The 18,840-nt window shown below is 41.7% G+C and carries 12 protein-coding genes, 1 tRNA gene and 2 pseudogenes; 5 read left to right on the forward strand and 10 right to left on the reverse strand.

The genetic code is table 11. From position 1 onward, the window contains the following. Positions 1-54 precede the first annotated feature (54 nt). Complete coding sequence (locus QQK21_RS04240) at positions 55-1,287, reverse strand: L-lactate MFS transporter (RefSeq protein WP_284190959.1); 1,233 nt, start codon at positions 1,285-1,287, stop codon at positions 55-57. Between the two features lie 343 nt (positions 1,288-1,630). Between QQK21_RS04240 and QQK21_RS04245 the strand changes: the two genes are divergently transcribed. Further along, positions 1,631-3,013 (forward strand): transporter substrate-binding domain-containing diguanylate cyclase, encoded by a 1,383-nt coding sequence (locus QQK21_RS04245; protein WP_284190960.1) that lies wholly within the window; start codon positions 1,631-1,633, stop codon positions 3,011-3,013. Positions 3,014-3,134: 121 nt separating this feature from the next. Beyond that, positions 3,135-3,209 (forward strand) — tRNA-Gly (locus tag QQK21_RS04250). Between the two features lie 224 nt (positions 3,210-3,433). Here the strand turns inward: QQK21_RS04250 and QQK21_RS04255 are convergent. Further along, complete coding sequence (locus QQK21_RS04255; RefSeq protein WP_284190961.1) at positions 3,434-4,678, reverse strand: aromatic amino acid transport family protein; 1,245 nt, start codon at positions 4,676-4,678, stop codon at positions 3,434-3,436. A 480-nt stretch (positions 4,679-5,158) separates the two neighbouring features. Here QQK21_RS04255 and QQK21_RS04260 point away from each other — a divergent pair, with 480 nt between their 5' ends. Beyond that, positions 5,159-6,319 (forward strand): diguanylate cyclase, encoded by a 1,161-nt coding sequence (locus QQK21_RS04260; protein ID WP_284190962.1) that lies wholly within the window; start codon positions 5,159-5,161, stop codon positions 6,317-6,319. Positions 6,320-6,469: 150 nt separating this feature from the next. Here the strand turns inward: QQK21_RS04260 and QQK21_RS04265 are convergent, their stop codons facing one another. From QQK21_RS04265 to QQK21_RS04280, 4 genes and pseudogenes are all read right to left on the reverse strand, one after another. Further along, on the reverse strand, positions 6,470-8,206 hold the full coding sequence (locus QQK21_RS04265; protein ID WP_284190963.1) for a methyl-accepting chemotaxis protein: 1,737 nt from the start codon (positions 8,204-8,206) through the stop codon (positions 6,470-6,472). A gap of 400 nt (positions 8,207-8,606) precedes the next feature. Next, positions 8,607-9,704, reverse strand: a complete 1,098-nt coding sequence (locus tag QQK21_RS04270) for a class I SAM-dependent methyltransferase (protein ID WP_284190964.1) — start codon at positions 9,702-9,704, stop codon at positions 8,607-8,609. A 157-nt stretch (positions 9,705-9,861) separates the two neighbouring features. Next, a pseudogene (locus tag QQK21_RS04275) lies at positions 9,862-10,940 on the reverse strand (type I restriction endonuclease). Between the two features lie 210 nt (positions 10,941-11,150). Beyond that, entirely contained in the window at positions 11,151-11,513 is a 363-nt protein-coding gene (locus QQK21_RS04280; RefSeq protein WP_284190966.1) for a hypothetical protein, read from the reverse strand. Between the two features lie 180 nt (positions 11,514-11,693). Here QQK21_RS04280 and QQK21_RS04285 point away from each other — a divergent pair, with 180 nt between their 5' ends. Further along, positions 11,694-12,851, forward strand: coding sequence for a flavohemoglobin expression-modulating QEGLA motif protein (locus QQK21_RS04285; RefSeq protein WP_284190967.1), 1,158 nt, complete (start codon positions 11,694-11,696; stop codon positions 12,849-12,851). Between the two features lie 172 nt (positions 12,852-13,023). Beyond that, positions 13,024-13,980, forward strand: a complete 957-nt coding sequence (locus QQK21_RS04290) for a sensor domain-containing diguanylate cyclase (RefSeq protein WP_284190968.1) — start codon at positions 13,024-13,026, stop codon at positions 13,978-13,980. A gap of 48 nt (positions 13,981-14,028) precedes the next feature. Here the strand turns inward: QQK21_RS04290 and gnd are convergent, their stop codons facing one another. From gnd to QQK21_RS04310, 4 genes and pseudogenes are all read right to left on the reverse strand, one after another. Beyond that, positions 14,029-15,477 carry a decarboxylating NADP(+)-dependent phosphogluconate dehydrogenase gene (gene gnd / locus QQK21_RS04295; protein WP_284190969.1) on the reverse strand — a complete coding sequence of 483 codons (1,449 nt, stop codon included), beginning with the start codon at positions 15,475-15,477 and terminating at the stop codon, positions 14,029-14,031. A gap of 32 nt (positions 15,478-15,509) precedes the next feature. After that, the gene (gene pgl, locus QQK21_RS04300) at positions 15,510-16,226 is read right to left on the reverse strand and encodes a 6-phosphogluconolactonase (RefSeq protein WP_284190970.1); all 717 of its coding nucleotides are present in this window, start codon (positions 16,224-16,226) and stop codon (positions 15,510-15,512) included. Then, positions 16,223-17,725 (reverse strand): glucose-6-phosphate dehydrogenase, encoded by a 1,503-nt coding sequence (gene zwf / locus QQK21_RS04305; RefSeq protein ID WP_284190973.1) that lies wholly within the window; start codon positions 17,723-17,725, stop codon positions 16,223-16,225. The genes pgl and zwf overlap by 4 nt, the downstream gene beginning before the upstream one ends. A 312-nt stretch (positions 17,726-18,037) precedes the next feature. Further along, a pseudogene (locus QQK21_RS04310) lies at positions 18,038-18,778 on the reverse strand (HD-GYP domain-containing protein); the annotation flags it as partial. Positions 18,779-18,840 lie beyond the last annotated feature (62 nt).

The raw sequence follows: 18,840 nt of genomic DNA on the forward strand, positions 1-18,840 counted from the left end.
ACAAAAAAGGCTTAACTATTGAGTTAAGCCTTTGATAGAAAATTTAAACTTAGGTCAGATGTTCTTTAGTCGTCCAAGTTTAGCTAGTGATAATGGCTTTGTGAACAAAGCTAAAACAATGCAAGTAGCCATCATGAAAGCTGAGATGGTGTAAGCGAGGTTATAGCTGTCGCCATTGGACATCGAGAAACCCACAACGGCAGCACCTATGGCTCCACCGATTCCCCATGCGGTGTATAACACGCCATAGTTAGTTCCGTAGTTTTTAAGGCCATAAAACTCCGCGGTTAGAGTTGGGAACACCGCCAGCAGGGTACCGTAACCCACAGCCGCAATTGCTGTACCTAGGATTAATGTGAACTCGCTATCAAAGGTGGCAAACATGACCATATTGATTCCTTGAAGGACAAAAGCGATCAGTAAGGTTCTGATTCCACCTATTTTGTCTGCAAGTATGCCTGCGACAACTCGGCCACCGGAGTTGAATATCGCAAGGATAGAGGCAAGATACACTGCGTTAGGTAAGTTTGCCTGTACACTTGCGATAGTCGTGATGTTGCCAATGATCATCAAACCTACGGATGCGGCAAAAGCATACATAATCCATAGCGAATAAAATTGGGGAGTTTTCAGCATTGACTTCCAAGATAAGTCACGAGTTTCGGTATTTCTCACGGCTGATTGTCCAGTCCGACTGTTAGGCGATACTGGTACGTAATCAGTTGGTGGATTATTGATGGTGGCCGCAAGAGGGACTGCAATAGCGAGTATGCCAATACCAAGTATAATAAAGCTTGTTTGAATACCCATACTTTCGATTAAGGTTGAAGTTAGAGGAGCAAGATAAATAGCGGCAAGACCAAAACCCGCAGCGATGAGGCCATTAACCATCCCTTTTTTCGACGAGTGGAACCATTTCATTGCTGACGGAGAAAGACAGGCATAACCAAAGCCGATTCCCGCACCAGTTATTACACCAAATGTGATATTTAACGTCATTGGTGAGCTCGCAAAGCCAGACGCTATCATGCCTAACCCTGTAAGTACTGCTCCAAGAATAAGAATTTTGCGTGGCCCCATTTTGTCTTGAAGGATCCCGGCGATAAGAAGACAAGCTGAGAAAGTGATGGTGGCGATAGCATAGGGTGAGGAGGCTTCAGCCGCACTCCAGCCTGATTTGGTCACTAAGGCTTTGTTGAATACACTCCAGGCATATAAAATACCAAGACAGAGGTTGATACAGAATCCTGCTAATAGTATTCGTGTCGCTTTATCAATCTTGCTCATTTTTCTTCTCATTTTACCTCTACCGATGAGAGGTCAACGTTATCGTTACTTGGTTCAAATTAAGCTTGTGTTTATCAACACAACGCATAATGGGCGCGGATTATACCCAATATTGAAGTGATTGAAATCACTTTTTTACATGAGTGGATGGGCGTTAGCTCAGCCAAACTGGGTGCTTGTCTGAACGGTATCGGTATTAGAAATTCAACGAGCTGGCGTATAGGTGTTTAGTGTCTAATATTAATAATATCAATATTTGAGACAAAGTAGCGTACAAAGGCTTGGAATAAATACGTGGGTTCAGTCACTCAATACACAGAAATTATGGCACAAGGATAACCTGATGGGACGTGTTACCCTGCTAATATGCATCCTGTTCTTTTCGGCAGATTTATTGGCGAAACAAGCGGAACCAGAACTGCGACCGCTTATTGTAACGAATTCCAAGGCATGGAAACCTTTTTCTTATTTAGATGATGATCAGCAGCCTGCTGGTATTCTTATCGATTACTGGAAACTGTTTGCCAAGCACAACAATATCGAGATTGAATTTTTATTGCTCGATTGGAATGAGTCACTGGAGGCGGTTAAAACAGGAAAAGCAGACATACACGCAGGGTTGCTCTGGTCTGAGCGCAGAGAAGCTTACCTTGATTACACTCCTTCGATTATCACAATCGATACGCAAATGTATATTAGTCGAGATTTGATAGGTTTGGACCTAAACAACTTTATGTTGGGTAATCACGAATACTCAGTTGGGGTGGTTATGGGTGGGTATGAAGAGGAATTCACGCGCAAGAATTACCCAAATCTTACACTGGCAGTATTTAGTAACAACCAAAAAATGATTGATGCGGCGTTCAAAGGAGAGATTTCAGCCTTTGTCGCCGATTTACAAGTGGGTAATTTTTACCTTCTCACCAGTAATAGGACGAATGCGTTTGTGGGCGTAAGAAATCTCTATTCCGGAGATCTTAGAGCGGCAGTTAAAGAGGGCAACAAAACACTACAGGAATTGGTAATAAAAGGTCAGGACGCCATAACAGAGAGTGAAAAGAAAAGAATCCTTAGCCGCTGGATGCATATTAACACTGTCTATCCTACTTTTCTGGCCCCAGCCCTTATTGTCATTGCCTTATTTGGCGTCATTTTATATATCTTTGCATTAAGGTATTCGGTACGGATGAAAACCCGAGAGCTTGCTAAAGCGAACGAGGAGTTAAAAAAATTGTCTGAAACCGACTATCTGACGGGTTTGAGTAATCGGAGACATTTTGTTGCAGAATTTCAAAAGCATCTTGATAACTCAGGTGATCTCTGCGTTATGGTTTTTGATATTGACGATTTTAAGATGATCAATGACACATACGGACACCAAGTTGGTGACGATGTGATCAAAACAGTGGCTAAAACGATTCAAGCGTGTGTCGGTTCGGATCAACTGTTAGGGCGCATTGGGGGTGAAGAATTTGCGCTTGTTATGAACGACCAAGATGAGCTCAGGGTACAAGAGTTGTCTCATGCTATTTGTGATTTAGTTAGAAACATCGATTTTGGTGGCCAGCCACCATACAAGGTAACGCTGAGCTTAGGATGCGCGTACTATCCCTCTGCACACAATGAAATCCAGTTATCGGATGCTGACCATCTAATGTATCAGGCTAAAGCTCAAGGAAAAGATCGAGCAGTTGTATGCAATATGGCTCGCGAGCAATGCCTATAGGCATTTTAAAGGTTGAAAAATTGCCACTTTGCGCACAAAGCAAGCAAACGAGACAATATAACGAAAAAAAGTCTTTTCTTTTCATATTACTGTGGCATATTAGTCCTGCTTCCGCGATGAAGCGTGCATCGTATAATGGCTATTACCTCAGCCTTCCAAGCTGATGATGCGGGTTCGATTCCCGCTGCACGCTCCAAATTTTCTAAATTATCTCATACACCTATCTAACGCTATATCAACGCTTGCGTACAACATGAAGAGTGTTTGCCCAATGGCCTTTACGTAACTACTCCGGTCGCTTTTTAAGCATGCCTACGATTGTCTAATCACATAAAACCACACCTTATAATGTTAAAAAGTCGCCTAAATAGACGACTCTCGTTATTTACTTAGTATTTAATATATTGGTCTTTTAGCGTTCTATAGCACTAACTTATAGACTAACGCAGTGACCGCTATGGTGCCGGTAGCCAGCACGAAGAAAGTGGATAGCTTACCTCTGTATGCATGTAGGCTTTTAACTTTATAGACGGCAATCATCGGCATGATAAATAAAATCATCGCAATGACTGGGCCGGATAATGCTTCCATCATGCCCAAAATACTTGGGTTGATAATGGAGACGGCCCAAATACTGGAAAATAGTAACAATACACATAATGCGTGTGCTTGGCGTGAAGACAATTTTGTGCTTTTAGTCAACATGCCAACTAGACTCTCTCTCGCCCCCAAAAAGTGACCTATGAATGAAGATGTGATGGCAATAAACGCGACAATTGGTCCAAGTGTTGCGATGAATGGATTATCTGTAGCGTTGGCCAAATAAGACAAAACGGACACGTTCTGTGCTTTAGCTTGCGCTAATTGCTCCGGAGATAGTGCAAGTACACAAGAAATAACAAATGACATTACAAACACAATCAGCATTATATTCGTGCGACGCACGATTTCTTCTGATTTTGGTGTGGCTTCTTTGCCATAGTGTCGACGCTGAACATGGGCGAATGACGATAGAGCTGCGACATGGCTGAAGGCAAAAATGACGACGGGTGTGGCTAACCATAAAGTGCTCGTCAAAGAGGACATTGAAGTGACGGTTAATTCAGGAACTTGCCAACTGGGGATAAGGTAAACAGACAAGAATAACAAAATGGCAACGAGTGGATAAACCATGAGTGAGAACGCACGGAGCATGACTTTTTCACCTGCCAACATGATTGCTATCAGTCCTGCCACTAAAATACCAGACAGCCAAACACGTGGCACAGCAACCATGTCTGCTTGGTTAACCATAAAGCTATCAACGGTATTGGTTAGACCGACACCGTAAATCAACAAGACTGGAAAAATGGAGAGAAAATAGAGCAGCGATATACACTGTCCGGCGATAGGACCAAAATGTTCAACCACTACATCGGTAAAATCCGCGTTAGGTTTTTGCGATGAGAGCACAAAACGGGTAAATCCACGGTGTGCCAAGTAGGTCATTGGATAGGCGAGTATGGTCATGATTATTAGTGGAATCATTCCGCCTATGCCTAAATTAATGGGCAAAAATAAGATGCCTGCACCTACTGCGGTGCCAAACAGGCTAAGCACCCACTGTGTATCATGGAGTGTCCACTGTCTGGTCTTAGCGGTTAACGTATTTTGAATGTCGTTCACTTGCTCGTTACCTTTGTCTTTCACGGAGTCGCAAAGGCTATATATTTTGTTAATAATTATCACGTAATTTATACAACACGGTGATCTGAATCACGAAGTAAAATGTTACCAAGGCTATTTTGAATGTTTATTAATCGCTACGGGCATTCATGATATTTTTATTTTTTTATTAAATAGTTAGAGATCAAAGGCGTGATTCAGTTTGGTTGGATTATTGGCTTTTGATGTCATCATATATACAGCAATTGTGGAAGCTAAAGTGTAACTCTTCAGGCAGTAGTGCTTGTAAACCGCATTACCGCCCTCAGAACAATTACGATCTTCCAATATAAGACCAACTCAAATTGCAAGAAAAAGGACGTGTTTCTTGCAGCATCTTATGCAGAAAATCAGCGCGCGACTATTCTTTATTTATGATGTTATCAAAAAGTCTCTGTGGAACCTGTGTTCTGGAAAATGTCTCGATAGTAGTTGATGGTTATGGATTCATATTATGATTTAAAGCATGGACGCAGATTAAAGATAATCTTTGCCTTAAGCTTGCTAGGGGTAGCACTATCTCTTGGTATATTTTTCAATGGATTGAGCATCTCTCTGACAGATTTAAAACAAAGTCAATCTAAGCAGCTATCCGATGTAGCACTTGGTGTCGTGAGGCAGCAATATTCTCGTTCAGTTGAAGGGCTGGTGTCCGTTGAAGAGGCAAAAGCATTAACAATCGACATATTACGCGCCATGAGGTTTGGTCGCAATGGGTATTATTGGATTAATGATGGTGACGGGATATTGCTCATGCATCCGTATGCGGATAAGTATGTTGGTACCAATGTCAGCGGCCTTGTTGACCCATATGGTGTGCAGATGTTTAATGAATTTATTAGAGTCAGTAACGCAGGAGGGGGCTTAGTACATTATCACTGGCCTAAGCCGAATTCTGAAGAAAACGTCGCCAAGATTTCTTATGTTGCTTCCTTTGAGCCTTGGGGCTGGGTGATAGGTACCGGTCTCTATACCGATGAACTTGAGAAGGAAATCCAAAATTATGGGTATCGAGTGATCGGTGCAGCGTTTGCCTTTGCTATTTTCTTTGCGCTCGCCTCTTTGTTTCTCACTCGAAGACTCTTCGCTGAACTCAAAGATAGGGCAATAAAAGACCCACTTACCTCTTTATATACCCGTCGATACTTAAATGAGACGGTAGATGATCTACAACTAAAAATTGAACGAGAGCAAGACCTATCTGTGTCGGTAATATTTATGGACATCGACCATTTTAAGAAGGTCAACGATGAGTTTGGACATGCACAAGGTGACTTGGTGTTGGCTCAGACTGGGTTAAAGATAAGAAAAAATGCGCGTCCTGACGATATTTGTGTTCGTTATGGAGGAGAAGAGTTTGTTGCCGTGACATTGTCATCGAATGCGGACACCCCCCTTCTTTTAGCCGAACGAATTTGCCAAGCGGTAAACAGCCATATTTTTCAACATGGCCAACAAGAGTTTTCTATCACTCTTAGTGTTGGTATCGCCTTTCATCGCCGAGACGAAACGATAGAGCAGACAATAAATAGGGCAGACAAGTTATTGTATCAAGCGAAAGCAAAGGGCAGAAACTGTATTGTTCAAGAGACTGACGAGTAGTTTTCCAGACGTGTATTGCTGCTATATTCCAAGGATATATCCGAGATCCTAATATCAATAAAAAAACCGCCAAATTTGCATGGCGGTAGCTTTCTAGTGGTATGAATATATAGGGTACTCAGATGCTTACGTTGCTCCTGCACGACACCGCTATGTTCGAATATCGGCTATCACCTGATTGAGTTCTCCAACGCTAGATTGCAGATCGCCTACAATTGGCCCTAGTTGATTTATTGCGTCATTCATGTCTGAAGATAGGTTTTTAATGGTTGCCAAGTTACCGGAGATTTCATCACTTACGGTCAACTGCTCTTGCGTAGCGGCTGCAATCGATGTATTCAACTTGTGAATTTCTATTACCGATCCTTGAATGGTGTTTAAGGCTTGGTCAGCGATACTCATGTTAGAGCGCGTAGACTGCATTTTTTCTGCGCCACTATGAATTGTGCCCGTTGACTCTTTCGCTTTATCTTGCAATGTCATTACAATGCTTTCAATCTCTCCTGTGGAGTCTTGAGTGCGTTGAGCGAGAGAGCGGACTTCATCGGCGACCACCGCAAATCCACGACCTTGTTCCCCTGCGCGAGCCGCTTCGATTGCGGCGTTGAGGGCTAGGAGGTTGGTTTGCTCTGCGATGGCTTTTATTACGTCCAAGACGTTACCAACATTAGTTGATTCATCGGCTAACTGCTGAATGATCTGAGAAGTGTTTGTAAACTCTCCCTCTAACTGAGTAAATTCACTGGTTGTCTTGTTAAACACAGACTTGCTTGTAGAGACTTCTTTCTCGGCACTACCCGCATACTGCTCTGCTGTGCTGGTGTTCTCTGCTACATTGGAGAGCGCTGTCGTCATCTGCTCCATCGCTGTCGCTGCCATTTCCATTTCTTGATTTTGTTGGCGAGCCATATCAATGTTCTTCTGAGTGACCGTCTGAATTGCTTTTGAGATGTTCGCTATTGTTGAGTTAACCTGAGTGATTTTACTGATGGTTTTGGCATAGCTAACCAACACTTTATTGATTGTACTGCCAATAACACCAAGTTCATTATTACTATTCTCACTCACACGTAATGTTAAATCGGAGTCTTTATCCACTTTTTGCAGTAACTTTGCCATCTGATCAATAGGTTTTACGACTTTTTGGTTGACTGTGACATAGCCAATAATGGCGATAATAAATACAGCAACCAAAGAAATGTTACCAATCAGAACGGTAGTTTGGACTTCTTTTGCTGCCGTTTGAAACTGGCGATTGGTTCGCGTTTCAAGCTGTTGGAAAAAGGTCTCTATGGGCTCCATGATTTTTGCTTTTTCACGATGATAGTCCTTACTGTGCAGTAACTTTGCTGCCATTGCTAAATCAGGTTCTCCCTTTTGAGTGTAGTTGCCTGAGCTATCGGGATATAACCCTTTGACTGCATTCATGGCTTTTACTTCCATTTGTACCAAGGCATCTGAATTTTGCTGAGCCTGTTTAAGCAGTTTGAATTCGGATTCGGTAAAGCCAAGGTTTTCCATTCTCTTTTGCAGGGAAATTTTTTCTCCATCGGCTTTAGGTTTCTGTCCATAGTTAATGACAAGATCCCAATATATGGTGTGATAGTTCTTTGGCCGCGGCTTTTCACCGTTTCGAATTGCCAAAATATCCATATACATTTTTTCATATGCTTCATCGGCCGTTAACACATATGTTCGTCCTAAACGGGTCAAATCATCAGAACTTTGTCGCAGCTCATCTGCTGCCTGATAAGACTGGTAACGAATCGTTGCCATTTCATCCACTTTTTGCAGTAATCCATTGAGTTGTAACACTGTAGCGACACTTATGATGATGCCAATAGCGATAACTCCAAACACGAGTTTCATAGTGTTGTCAATATTCATACAATCCGTTCCTTGTAGGATTAAATTGACCGACGTTGTTGGTGGCTAGTTTGTCGCTGCTGTTAGAGTTTTTTACGCAAACATATCAGCTAACCAATTTACCTATTAAGTATATAGTCAAAAAGAAATAGGGTGATTTTTTAACTTCAATGAATGTAAAAATTTAGAGGATAAATGTTGAAATCTTATAGATTTCAGTAGCAAGCCTAAGGCGATCTTTAACGAAATTACTGCCAACACATCAAGTAATGAGTTTGGTAGTTTGTTCACATCTTTTGGAACTCAATAATGGGCCCCTCACATCATGCTCGCTAAACCACCTACGCAAGGAAGCTTTTAAGATGGATAGCTAATGACGAAAGCCTACTTGTTTTAGTCTTTTGCAATCCATCCAAGGTGGTTATTTTCTCGTTAGCAGAGCTGCAATGGTTATGTATCGAAAGGGATATTGAGTAGGTGAGGATATGAGCCTTTTGGTCACGTTAGAATAAATGTGGTCGATCACATGGGATTTATCATTCTCGGAAAGATAACCCTGTATGGCTGAATATAGAAAAGTTTCGGAAAAAGCTCGTAGCATAGAAGTGTACCGATTAGCCCATAAAACATAATCACCAGTTCTATCGAGCTCTCTATTAAATGGGACTTCAACTTCCTTACATTCAAAATGTTCGATTTCAAACTTTTTTCCTAGCACGGAATCGTATTTAATAGGCTCAAGTAGCTCTTCGATACTCCGAAAATATACAGGAAATACTAATGACTGATAGAATTCATAGGGTAAAAAACCGACTTCAATACAGTCTAGAATAGCATCTGCCAAGACATCATAAATTCCATCGCTGCAGGATATATTCTCATTTCTACCAAAAGTCTGAATCAACAGTTTTCCGTTTTTTGACAGCTCTATTGATCTATGATGTAAGAAGTCGGCAAGATTCTTTGCTGCTTCGAGCTTAAATGGCAGTCTTTGCTCTTCAGTGAGATTGGCTTTTTTATTTTGGGACAACGTGCTTGGTGGCATTGGTAAAATATGATTCGGTATCTTTGCCTCCGGTGTCTTTTCCAAAAATCCCAGTACATTGTAAGTAGTTGCGATATGTACTGACTCAGGAGGCATTAAAGCCTGGAACGCATTACCTGCACTAACAAAAGTATGAATATTGTCTTGAGAGAACGTTGTTTCTCCTTGAGGAAATAATGTCAAAATTAGCTGGTTGTAGTCATTGGTTGGTAAGTCTGAAAAGTATAAAGAAACTGTTTTGTCAGTATTATTCCTTATTGAATGGACTATTTTTTTAAAAGCATAAATAGAGTTAGACCCTTCTGAAGTTCCTATATCCATAATGCTTATGTGGTTGCTATTAAATTGACAAATAAATGAAGGGCTATCTATCGAATTGAGAAGCCATGGTAAGCATGCATCAATTCCTGCTTTTTGAGTGTCTGAGTTTTTATTATAATATCCTGAGCACCTCATTGAGACATTTTGTGACATATATATCCTATACGATAGATTAATTTAAAGACTATATCATTTTTTGGTTAAATTATATGTGACAAATACAATTAAGTCTTACTTAAAATATTAATCTATATAATAATATAAAGATATTGAGAGGCGGCTTTTTAACATTACCTCCCTTATGAGTTATTTAATCATAGAAAGTAAGGGTATTTTGTAACTGCTGTGAATAGTTAAAAATATCATCAACACTATTTATTGGATGGCGAATTTCGTTCTTCGAATCATCAAAAAGACCAATGTACTTTTGTTTAGTGTTAAACCAAAGGCGACACAATGGCTTACGATTATTGTCATCCAAGAGAATGCCAAAGTAACTTTGCGTATCTCTGGCATACACACGATGAACTTCAACCTTCTGTCTCACTATCGCTTTAACTATATTGAAACCTTCGATTTCTTCCTCGGTAGTATGTATTTTTGAGTTTTCTGTAACATCATCGGTTACGTCTTGTGCAAAGTCAGAAAGTTCGACCTTTTCAGAACTTTTGGATTCTTCACCAATAGCTGATTTCAGACGATAGTTAATGCTATCATTAAGAAATTGCTTTAACGCTTTAGTTGTTATTTCTAAGAACTGACTTTTCACTTTGGCTGTTTGAACGCCTTCGTACACTTTAGATGTGAAGAATTTTACAAAGTCTTCCTCTGGCTCACTAAACTGTTCGTGAAGTACTTTTTTTATTTGATTCAAATATTTGAGCTCTCCAGCTGCGTCCACAACAGACCCAACGTCAAACGAAGACTTAGTTAGTTTTTTAATCTCTGGAACGAGATGCTCATCCAGATTTTCAAGATCTAGTGTCAAAAAGGGTTTTTCATCCATTTTATTGGGGGCATCTAAATCCGTATAAAATTGGTACTTTGCTCCGTTAGTTAATATGCCTATTCTTGCATTGGTTACTGAAAAATATCTGAAAAGTTGATTGGCATGTTTAGTCGACAGTGGTTCTCTATATTTTTTACATTCTATAAGTATCTGGATCGCCCCATCTTTTACTAAAGCATAATCCACTTTTTCTCCTTTCTTTGTTCCCGTATCTGCTGTGAACTCAGGAATGACCTCATTTGGGTCGAAAACATCATAGCCCAGAACAGAATGTAAGAAAGGCATGACTAACGCATTTTTTGTAGCTTCTTCAGTAGCGAGGTTATCAGACACTTGTGAGATTTTTTTGATAGTGCTTGTATACGTTCGATAAAGTCCATTTATATTCCACCATTTGCATACGTGATCTTTAAATTATATGTGAGAATGAAATATTCGCACAAAAGTAAAGGTGTGCCTTGAATATACGGACTAAAATTCTAGAGGACTGATTTTATGTATGTTGAATTTATTGTTTAATAATAGCTACTTAAAGTCTCCATCTGGATGTTAAAATCCTTATAGTAGCAAAGAAGACGACGTTTGGTGGTTTATGCTGAGGGTGGCAGAACCATAAATTCCTTCATCATTTGTCTCTTAGTTCCCATAAGCTCCCGATAAGACTTCACATCTATCCTAAAGCAGATGTGGTCCTTGTCATTATCTTTGCGTGTGTAGAAACCAGACTTATTTTTACGCAAGAATTTAGTGGGTATATTTAGTAAATGTATACTATCGCCATCTTCCAGCAGAAAAAATAGATTTTGGATTTTTGTACTATTCACTTTTTTAAGTGATACTTCCAACCACCATACGGGCAGTGATTTGTTTATCTTTGAAAAATGCGTATTACTACTTTGAAAATCCACACCGTAGATTACGCTAGCTTTTCGCATAGCTTCTGACTTTTTCATTATAGATGTCCAAATGAACAATATTGTAAGGTTAGTATAGGTATAAATACTGTCGGTGTTTTTTCGTTGGGCTCTCTGAGGTTGTCGAATTTGCGAAATGGTAGCATACTGAATTTATTGTTATTTGACTGAAATAGTAAGCTAATTCGTTTATCGAAGCGGCCCATAGAGGACTTTCTAGTGACTAAAAAATACGGCGCTAACACAGACCCTGTAGACTTCACACAGGTTGCTTTGGTTGATGAATCACTGTCTCAATTGGTAAAGGATATTGATATCCTGAATGCTGTGAGTCCAGTGAATTACAAACAGGAAAAAGAAAACTTCTTTAGGCAAAACTACTCGGTTGAACCTCAGTTTGAGTATAAGGAGGTTCCGTGTAATGCGTTTCATTTTAAACGTGCGTTATACAACCTTCCCGTTGAAGACATTAGCGATCCCGATCTGCATAAAATCTATGAAGATGTCATCGCATCGTATGCTGACAAAGTCGATCAACTACAAACCATAGGTCAAAGAGATTTTCTGTATAACTCATTACGATACTTTGGTGAACCCAGCGAAAAAGACATGCGTAACGCTAACTTTATCCTTCATCTACCTGATTCAGAGGATGATGACAATACTTTGATCGATGCTCAAGGTATTCAGTCTATTATGGAAACATTTGCTCAAAATGAAGGTTACGAATATAAGTTAGTGCTTGATGATAATATGATTGCCAACGCGCTTGTCTCTGGCACTTCTATAAAGATTAATGTCACAGCAAATGTTCCATTGATTGAAGCGAATGCTCTTGCCCACCATGAACTAGGCGTGCATCTGGTAACGTCGCTCAATGCAAGAGCTCAGCCGTTAAGGATTTTGTCAATTGGCTGTCCAGTCAATACCATGACTCAAGAGGGAATGGCGATTCTTAGTGAATATCTCGCAGGGCATCTCTCGATCAAACGGCTTAAAATACTTGCTCTTCGGGTGTTGGCGGTGAACTCAATGATCAAAGAAAAGTCATTTAGAACCACCTTTATGATGCTGAAAGAGGAGTATGGTGTTGATGATAATTTGGCGTTTACCATCACAGCACGAGTCTACCGAGGTGGCGGTTTCACCAAGGATTATCTCTACCTTAAAGGTTTTCATGAGGTGTTGAACACTTATGAAAAAGAAGACGATTTTATGAGTTTGCTTTGCGGAAAAACTGCCTTGATTCATCTTCCAGAGATAAAGCGTTTAGTGGACAAAGGAATTTTTGTTCCACCAGTTAAGATTACGCCTTCTTTTCGTGCGCCAATACAAAATGATGAAATTCGGCGTTTTATTACCCATGCGATAAAGTAGTGGTTTCAATGCCGCATTGTCCTCTTTGTATTTTTACAAGGCATGCAATTGTGGGTTAAGCCCTGTTCCCCTGTTTCTTGCAATATGGACTAAGCTTTAGTTATTGTTTTTGAGAAATTGGCTAATGTTATTGCGGGCATATTGCTGCTTTAGGTGTAGCTGAGGAGGCGTGATGAAACCCCCGAAAATACCGGACAATGAGGCAGAACGTTTGCATGCGCTCAGAGCATTGGGCATTTTAGACACCGCTCATGAAGAGCGATTTGATCGTGTTACCAGAATGGCCAAACGCATGTTTGGTGTCCCTATGTCGTTAGTCAGCCTCATTGATGAAGACCGCCAATGGTTTAAGTCTGTCCAAGGCATTGACGTCGAAGAAACAGAGAGAAAAACGTCGTTTTGTGCTCATGCGATTAATAGTGATGGGCTATTTATTATTCCTAATGCTGTTTGTGATGAGCGGTTTTGTGATCACCCTATGGTAGTGAATACGCCTAACATTCGTTTTTACGCGGGCTGCCCACTTAAGCTTAGACAGGGGCTCAATATTGGCACACTTTGCTTGATTGACAGCAAGCCTAGGGACTTGGATTCAGAGGATCGTCAGCTTCTACAAGACCTAGGTGCAATGATTGAGCAGGAGATCAAATCAGTCCAGATGGCAACCTTGGATGAATTGACCATGATTTCTAACCGTCGAGGTTTTCTTTCATTGGCAGAGCAGGTTCTTCAGGTATGTAAGCGCAAGCAGCACAATAGTTCTATTATTGTTTTTGATTTAAACAAGTTTAAACCGATTAATGATACATATGGGCACCATGAGGGCGATCATGTGTTAAAAGTTTTTGCCATGGAACTTATCGGGTGGTTTCGAGAATCTGATGTCGTTGGGCGCTGGGGTGGAGATGAATTTGTTGTACTCTTGTCTGATACGACTCCAGAAATGGTCAAATCTAGCCTCTCTGGATTTAGTGACAATATGGCAAAAGTAAACCAAGAGAGTGGTAAGCCCTATAATATTGAATTTAGTTGTGGTGTCAGTTGCCACAAATACGATTGTGAGTTGTCGATAGAAGAGCGGATAGAAAGAGCCGATAAAGAAATGTACAAAGTTAAGCGCTCACGCTAACAAAGAACAGCCAGTGATACTGGCTGTTTGTATTGTCGGAGTGCGAATTTATACGTCGTAAGTCGTAGACGCCGTATCGCCACCTGTCCCTGTCCAATTTGTATGGAAGAATTCACCACGTTCACGATCGATGCGCTCATATGTGTGAGCACCGAAATAGTCTCGTTGGGCCTGAAGTAGGTTTGCAGGCAGACGAGCCGTTGTGTAACCATCAAGAAATGTAAGGGCAGAAGTCGTACATGGCATAGGGATACCAGTCTCTAGAGATTTTGCGGCTACTTTACGCCATGCTGCTAGGCTGTTTTGCAGAATATCTTTGAAATAGTCATCCGAGCCTAAGAAAGCAAGATCAGGATTTTTTTCATACGCATCTCGGATGTTGCCCAAAAATGCAGAACGTATGATACAGCCACCTCGCCACATCAAAGCGACGTTACCATAGTTCAGTTCCCAGCCATTCTCGTTAGATGCTTCACGCATTAACATAAAGCCTTGAGCGTAAGAGATGATTTTAGATGCAAGTAACGCCTGACGAAGTGCGTCTACCCACTCTTGCTTGTCACCTTGAACTGGGGTAATTGTTTTACCAAAAAGCGTTTCTGCTTGTACGCGCTGGTCTTTGAGTGCCGACAAACAGCGCGAGAACACAGACTCAGAAATAAGAGTGAGTGGGATACCAAGGTCTAGGGCATTGATACCAGTCCATTTTCCGGTTCCTTTTTGACCAGCTGTGTCTAAGATTTTCTCAACCAGAGGCTCACCATCTTCGTCTTTATAGCCAAGGATATCGGCTGTAATTTCGACTAGATAGCTATCTAGTTCTGTTTTGTTCCAATCTGAGAAGACGGCTTGCATCTCGTCTGAAGACATACCCAAACCATCTTTCATAAACTGATAGGCTTCAGTGATAAGCTGCATGTCACCGTATTCGATACCGTTGTGAACCATCTTAACAAAGTGACCTGCGCCGTCGTTACCAACCCAGTCACAGCATGGCTCTCCAGCCTCAGTTTTTGCAGAAATACCTTGGAAGATGGGTTTGACGGCTTCCCAAGCTTCAGGTGCACCGCCAGGCATGATTGAAGGACCAAAGCGCGCGCCTTCTTCACCACCTGAAACACCTGTGCCTATGAAGTGGATGCCTTTTTCTCTTAGGGTGGCGACTCTGCGATTAGTATCTGGGTAGTTGGTGTTACCACCGTCGATAATGATGTCACCTTTGTCCAGAAGTGGAACAAGTGCTTCAATGAAGGTATCCACCACATCGCCGGCTCGTACCATGAGCATGACTTTGCGAGGCATTTCTAGTTTTTCGACTAACTCTTCAAGTGTATATGCACCAACAATATTCGTATCTTTTGCTGGCCCTTGGAGGAATTCATCTACTTTAGCAGCAGTACGGTTGTGAGCCACGACTTTAAAGCCGTGGTCATTCATGTTTAAGATAAGGTTTTGCCCCATTACTGCTAGGCCTATAACACCGATATCACCTTTCATTATTTTTCTCCAATTTTTAATGGACGCTCGCGTTACGCGATTTTGTCTGCTGCGTCAGAATCTAGGTACCACTCCGTCTCACCAGCTTGTGACTGGATTTTCGCTGCAGGATAGGGCAGCTTAGCGGCAGGAATGGTATGAATTTCATGAACGATTTCTACTTTGCCAGCGCCTAGCACAAGGTAGCTAATTCGTTTTGCTGCTTGCAAAACCTTGGCGGTTTTAGAAACGCGGATCTGGCCTGATTCAGGATGAGAAGCTAACACTGCTAACTTTTCATCTTCATAGTTGGTTTGGCCCGGGAACAAAGATGCGGTATGACCGTCTGCACCTACGCCAAGTAGTATCCAGTCAAAAATAGGTGTGCCATTTTTGACTGGGATAACGTCGATCATCTCATTGGCAAATCTTTCTACTTCTTGCTCTGGGTTTTCTTCGCCACGAATACGGTGGATATTTTCAGCGGGGATATCAACCTTACTGAAAAGCAGAGTGTTGGCTTCACCATAGTTGCTTTCTGCGTCACTAGGGGCGACGCAGCGCTCATCTCCCCACCAGAAATGAAGATTTTTCCAATTAATTGACGATGAATACGTGTCGGTCGCCAATAATTTAAATAACATCTTGGGTGTGCTACCACCAGACAGTGATATGTGCACTGGACGGTCGAGGTCGCTAAGCGCTTTTACATCGTTTGCGAGGCTTTCAACAACCTGTTGTGCTGTATCGAAGATCTTATGGTTGATCATAGTTCACAGTAATCCGTATCGGTTAAATTCTTACAAGGGAAACGCCAAGCTCTATTGTCACGTTTCAAAAGGTCGTCCGATTCTTTCGGTCCCCAAGTTCCACAAGCATAACCAAATAGGGCCTGTGGGTCCTGTTTGAAGTCTAGAATTGGCTGTACGTATTGCCAACATGCTTCCACGGCGTCACTTCGAGCGAAAAGCGTGGCATCCCCATTGAGCGCATCCAGAAGAAGACGTTCATAGGCCGTTAGCATTTGTGTCTCAGGCAGATCAGCATAATGGAAGTTCATAGACACTTCTTTTGCTTTGAACCCAGCTCCCGGCTCCTTCAGGCCAAAGCTCATCTGGATTCCTTCGTCAGGCTGAATGCGAATGATGAGTTTATTCTCAGGAGCATTCTGACCAAACACAGGGTGCGGCGTTTGTTTGAAGTGAATAACGACCTCGGTGACTCGAGTCGGCAGTCTTTTACCTGTACGAACATAAAAAGGAACGCCATTCCAACGCCAGTTGTTAATATAGGCTTTCAGGCCGATGTAAGTTTCTGTGCGTGAATCGTCCGCCACACCTTGTTCTTCACGGTACCCGACCAAGTGCTGGCCGCGAACTTCTGATTCTGTATATTGGCCAAGCACCAAATCATTTCTGAGTGCAGTTTCATCGAGAGGTTTAAGACACTGAAGCACTTTGACCACTTCGTCACGCATTGAGTCTGCGTTGATCTGTGCTGGTGGTTCCATTCCCACCATAGCAAGAACTTGAAGTAGATGGTTTTGAAACATATCACGCACAGCGCCTGAACCATCGTAGTATCCGCCACGCTCTTCGACACCAAGAAATTCTGCGCCAGTGATTTCCACATAGTCAATAAAGTTGCGATTCCATAATGGCTCGAACATGGCATTAGAAAAACGAAACACCAATAAATTCTGCACCGTTTCCTTGCCTAAGTAGTGGTCAATGCGGTAGATCTGATGTTCTTCAAAATGTCCGTGGATTTCTTTATCGAGCTTCTGGGCCGACTCTAAATCATAACCAAACGGTTTTTCGATAATTAGACGTTTCCATCCATCTTCTTCCTTATTGAGGCCATGTGCTGCCAAACTGGCAGGAATAATACTGTATAGGCTAGGCGGAGTGGCAAGGTAGAAAAGAGTATTACGTTGGTCAAAATGATACTGCTGTGAAAGTTGGTCGAGGCGGGTGACCAGTTTCCTGTAGTCTGCAGTATCCGACGTGTTGATAGCTTGGTAATGTAGATGGTTGATAAACGCATCGAGTGTTGCAGGCTCAGTTTTTTCCATTTCCTGAAGTGAACGCTTCAGTTTTTCACGGTAAGACTCATCGCTATATTCCGTGCGGCTGACACCTAAGATGGCGAAGTTTTCTGGAAGCTGCTTACTCGCATAAAGGTGATATAAAGCTGGGATCAACTTACGATACGTCAAGTCTCCCGAAGCACCAAAAATAACGATGCTGCTGTTTTCTGGTATTACCATCATCTTTCCCTTAGAAACGAGGTAGTTATCATATGTCGTTCATACAGTGAACTCAGAGAGCCAACCCTACCAACGGCAATTCAAAATTGATAATCGGTCATGCCTATAAGTCTGATAGCCAGAAATGAATTATTTCGAGCCATGAGATAAATCACAATTAGGCAGCGTATTGTCCATGACTATTGAACATACATCAACCTTTGTGAAGGCAATCGATTAAATATTGACTGATTATTGGCGTATTCGATGTGCGATACCAGATATGATCGCGTATATTCTCTCAAAAATACCCAATTTGCTATCAAGCATCACCTAGAATGACGATTTCAGATACGTTTTAACCGTGTGAATATAATCTTCTCGCTCGACTGGCACGATTTGATCTGGTTTGAGGAATTTTCGTGCATACTCTTGATCAATTTCGTGTTCAAGGAACAAAAGGTAGAGTTTAGGGTCAATATGCCCAGATGTTGCCATATGGGTCATAATCTTTAGTGATTCAGCAAGATTCTTCGCTTTTTTATATGGCCTGTCGCTGGATGTTAACGCTTCGAAAACATCTGCGATGGCCATGACACGAGCCGGTACTGAGAGTTGTTCCTCACTTAAACCTCTGGGATAGCCCTTGCCATCAATCCTTTCATGGTGCCCTCCTGCGATGTCGGGAATATTCTTGAGATGCTCTGGATAGGGGAGACGACTTAGCATTGAAATCGTTTGGATGATGTGGTCGTTGATCATAAAACGCTCCTCATCATTCAAGGTTCCATAACGAATGGATAGGTTGTAAAGCTCGCCACGATGGTATTTTAGTTTTCCAGGCTCCAGAATGAATTTTTCTGTCCAAATATCTTGTGGACTTTCTCCTTGGGCCCAAGGGATTTCATGAACTCTTTTATCGCTTAATATCGGCTCCATAACAGGCAGTGGCTGACGCTCACCCGCGCGTTGTTTTTCTATCCAAGATACGCCAGCTTGGTCATCGAGTGTTCTTTTCCACTGTCTTTGAGCAATTTTTGTCAACCGGTCAATCGCTTCCTCGTCCATTTGTTCTGTGATCACCAAGCGATTCTGTCGTACCTTAATTACCAAGCGACTTTGTCATTACGTTAACT

The organism is Vibrio zhanjiangensis (assembly GCF_030161235.1).
Classification (GTDB): domain Bacteria; phylum Pseudomonadota; class Gammaproteobacteria; order Enterobacterales; family Vibrionaceae; genus Vibrio; species Vibrio zhanjiangensis.

Bases quoted from the DNA above. Each gene is read 5' to 3' on its own strand.
- QQK21_RS04240 (WP_284190959.1), bottom strand. From the start codon at position 1,287: ATGAGCAAGATTGATAAAGCGACACGAATACTATTAGCAGGATTCTGT.
- QQK21_RS04245 (WP_284190960.1), top strand. From the start codon at position 1,631: ATGGGACGTGTTACCCTGCTAATATGCATCCTGTTCTTTTCGGCAGAT.
- QQK21_RS04260 (WP_284190962.1), top strand. From the start codon at position 5,159: ATGGATTCATATTATGATTTAAAGCATGGACGCAGATTAAAGATAATC.
- QQK21_RS04265 (WP_284190963.1), bottom strand. From the start codon at position 8,206: ATGAATATTGACAACACTATGAAACTCGTGTTTGGAGTTATCGCTATT.
- QQK21_RS04270 (WP_284190964.1), bottom strand. From the start codon at position 9,704: ATGTCACAAAATGTCTCAATGAGGTGCTCAGGATATTATAATAAAAAC.
- QQK21_RS04280 (WP_284190966.1), bottom strand. From the start codon at position 11,513: ATGAAAAAGTCAGAAGCTATGCGAAAAGCTAGCGTAATCTACGGTGTG.
- QQK21_RS04290 (WP_284190968.1), top strand. From the start codon at position 13,024: ATGAAACCCCCGAAAATACCGGACAATGAGGCAGAACGTTTGCATGCG.
- gnd (WP_284190969.1), bottom strand. From the start codon at position 15,477: ATGAAAGGTGATATCGGTGTTATAGGCCTAGCAGTAATGGGGCAAAAC.
- pgl (WP_284190970.1), bottom strand. From the start codon at position 16,226: ATGATCAACCATAAGATCTTCGATACAGCACAACAGGTTGTTGAAAGC.
- zwf (WP_284190973.1), bottom strand. From the start codon at position 17,725: ATGGTAATACCAGAAAACAGCAGCATCGTTATTTTTGGTGCTTCGGGA.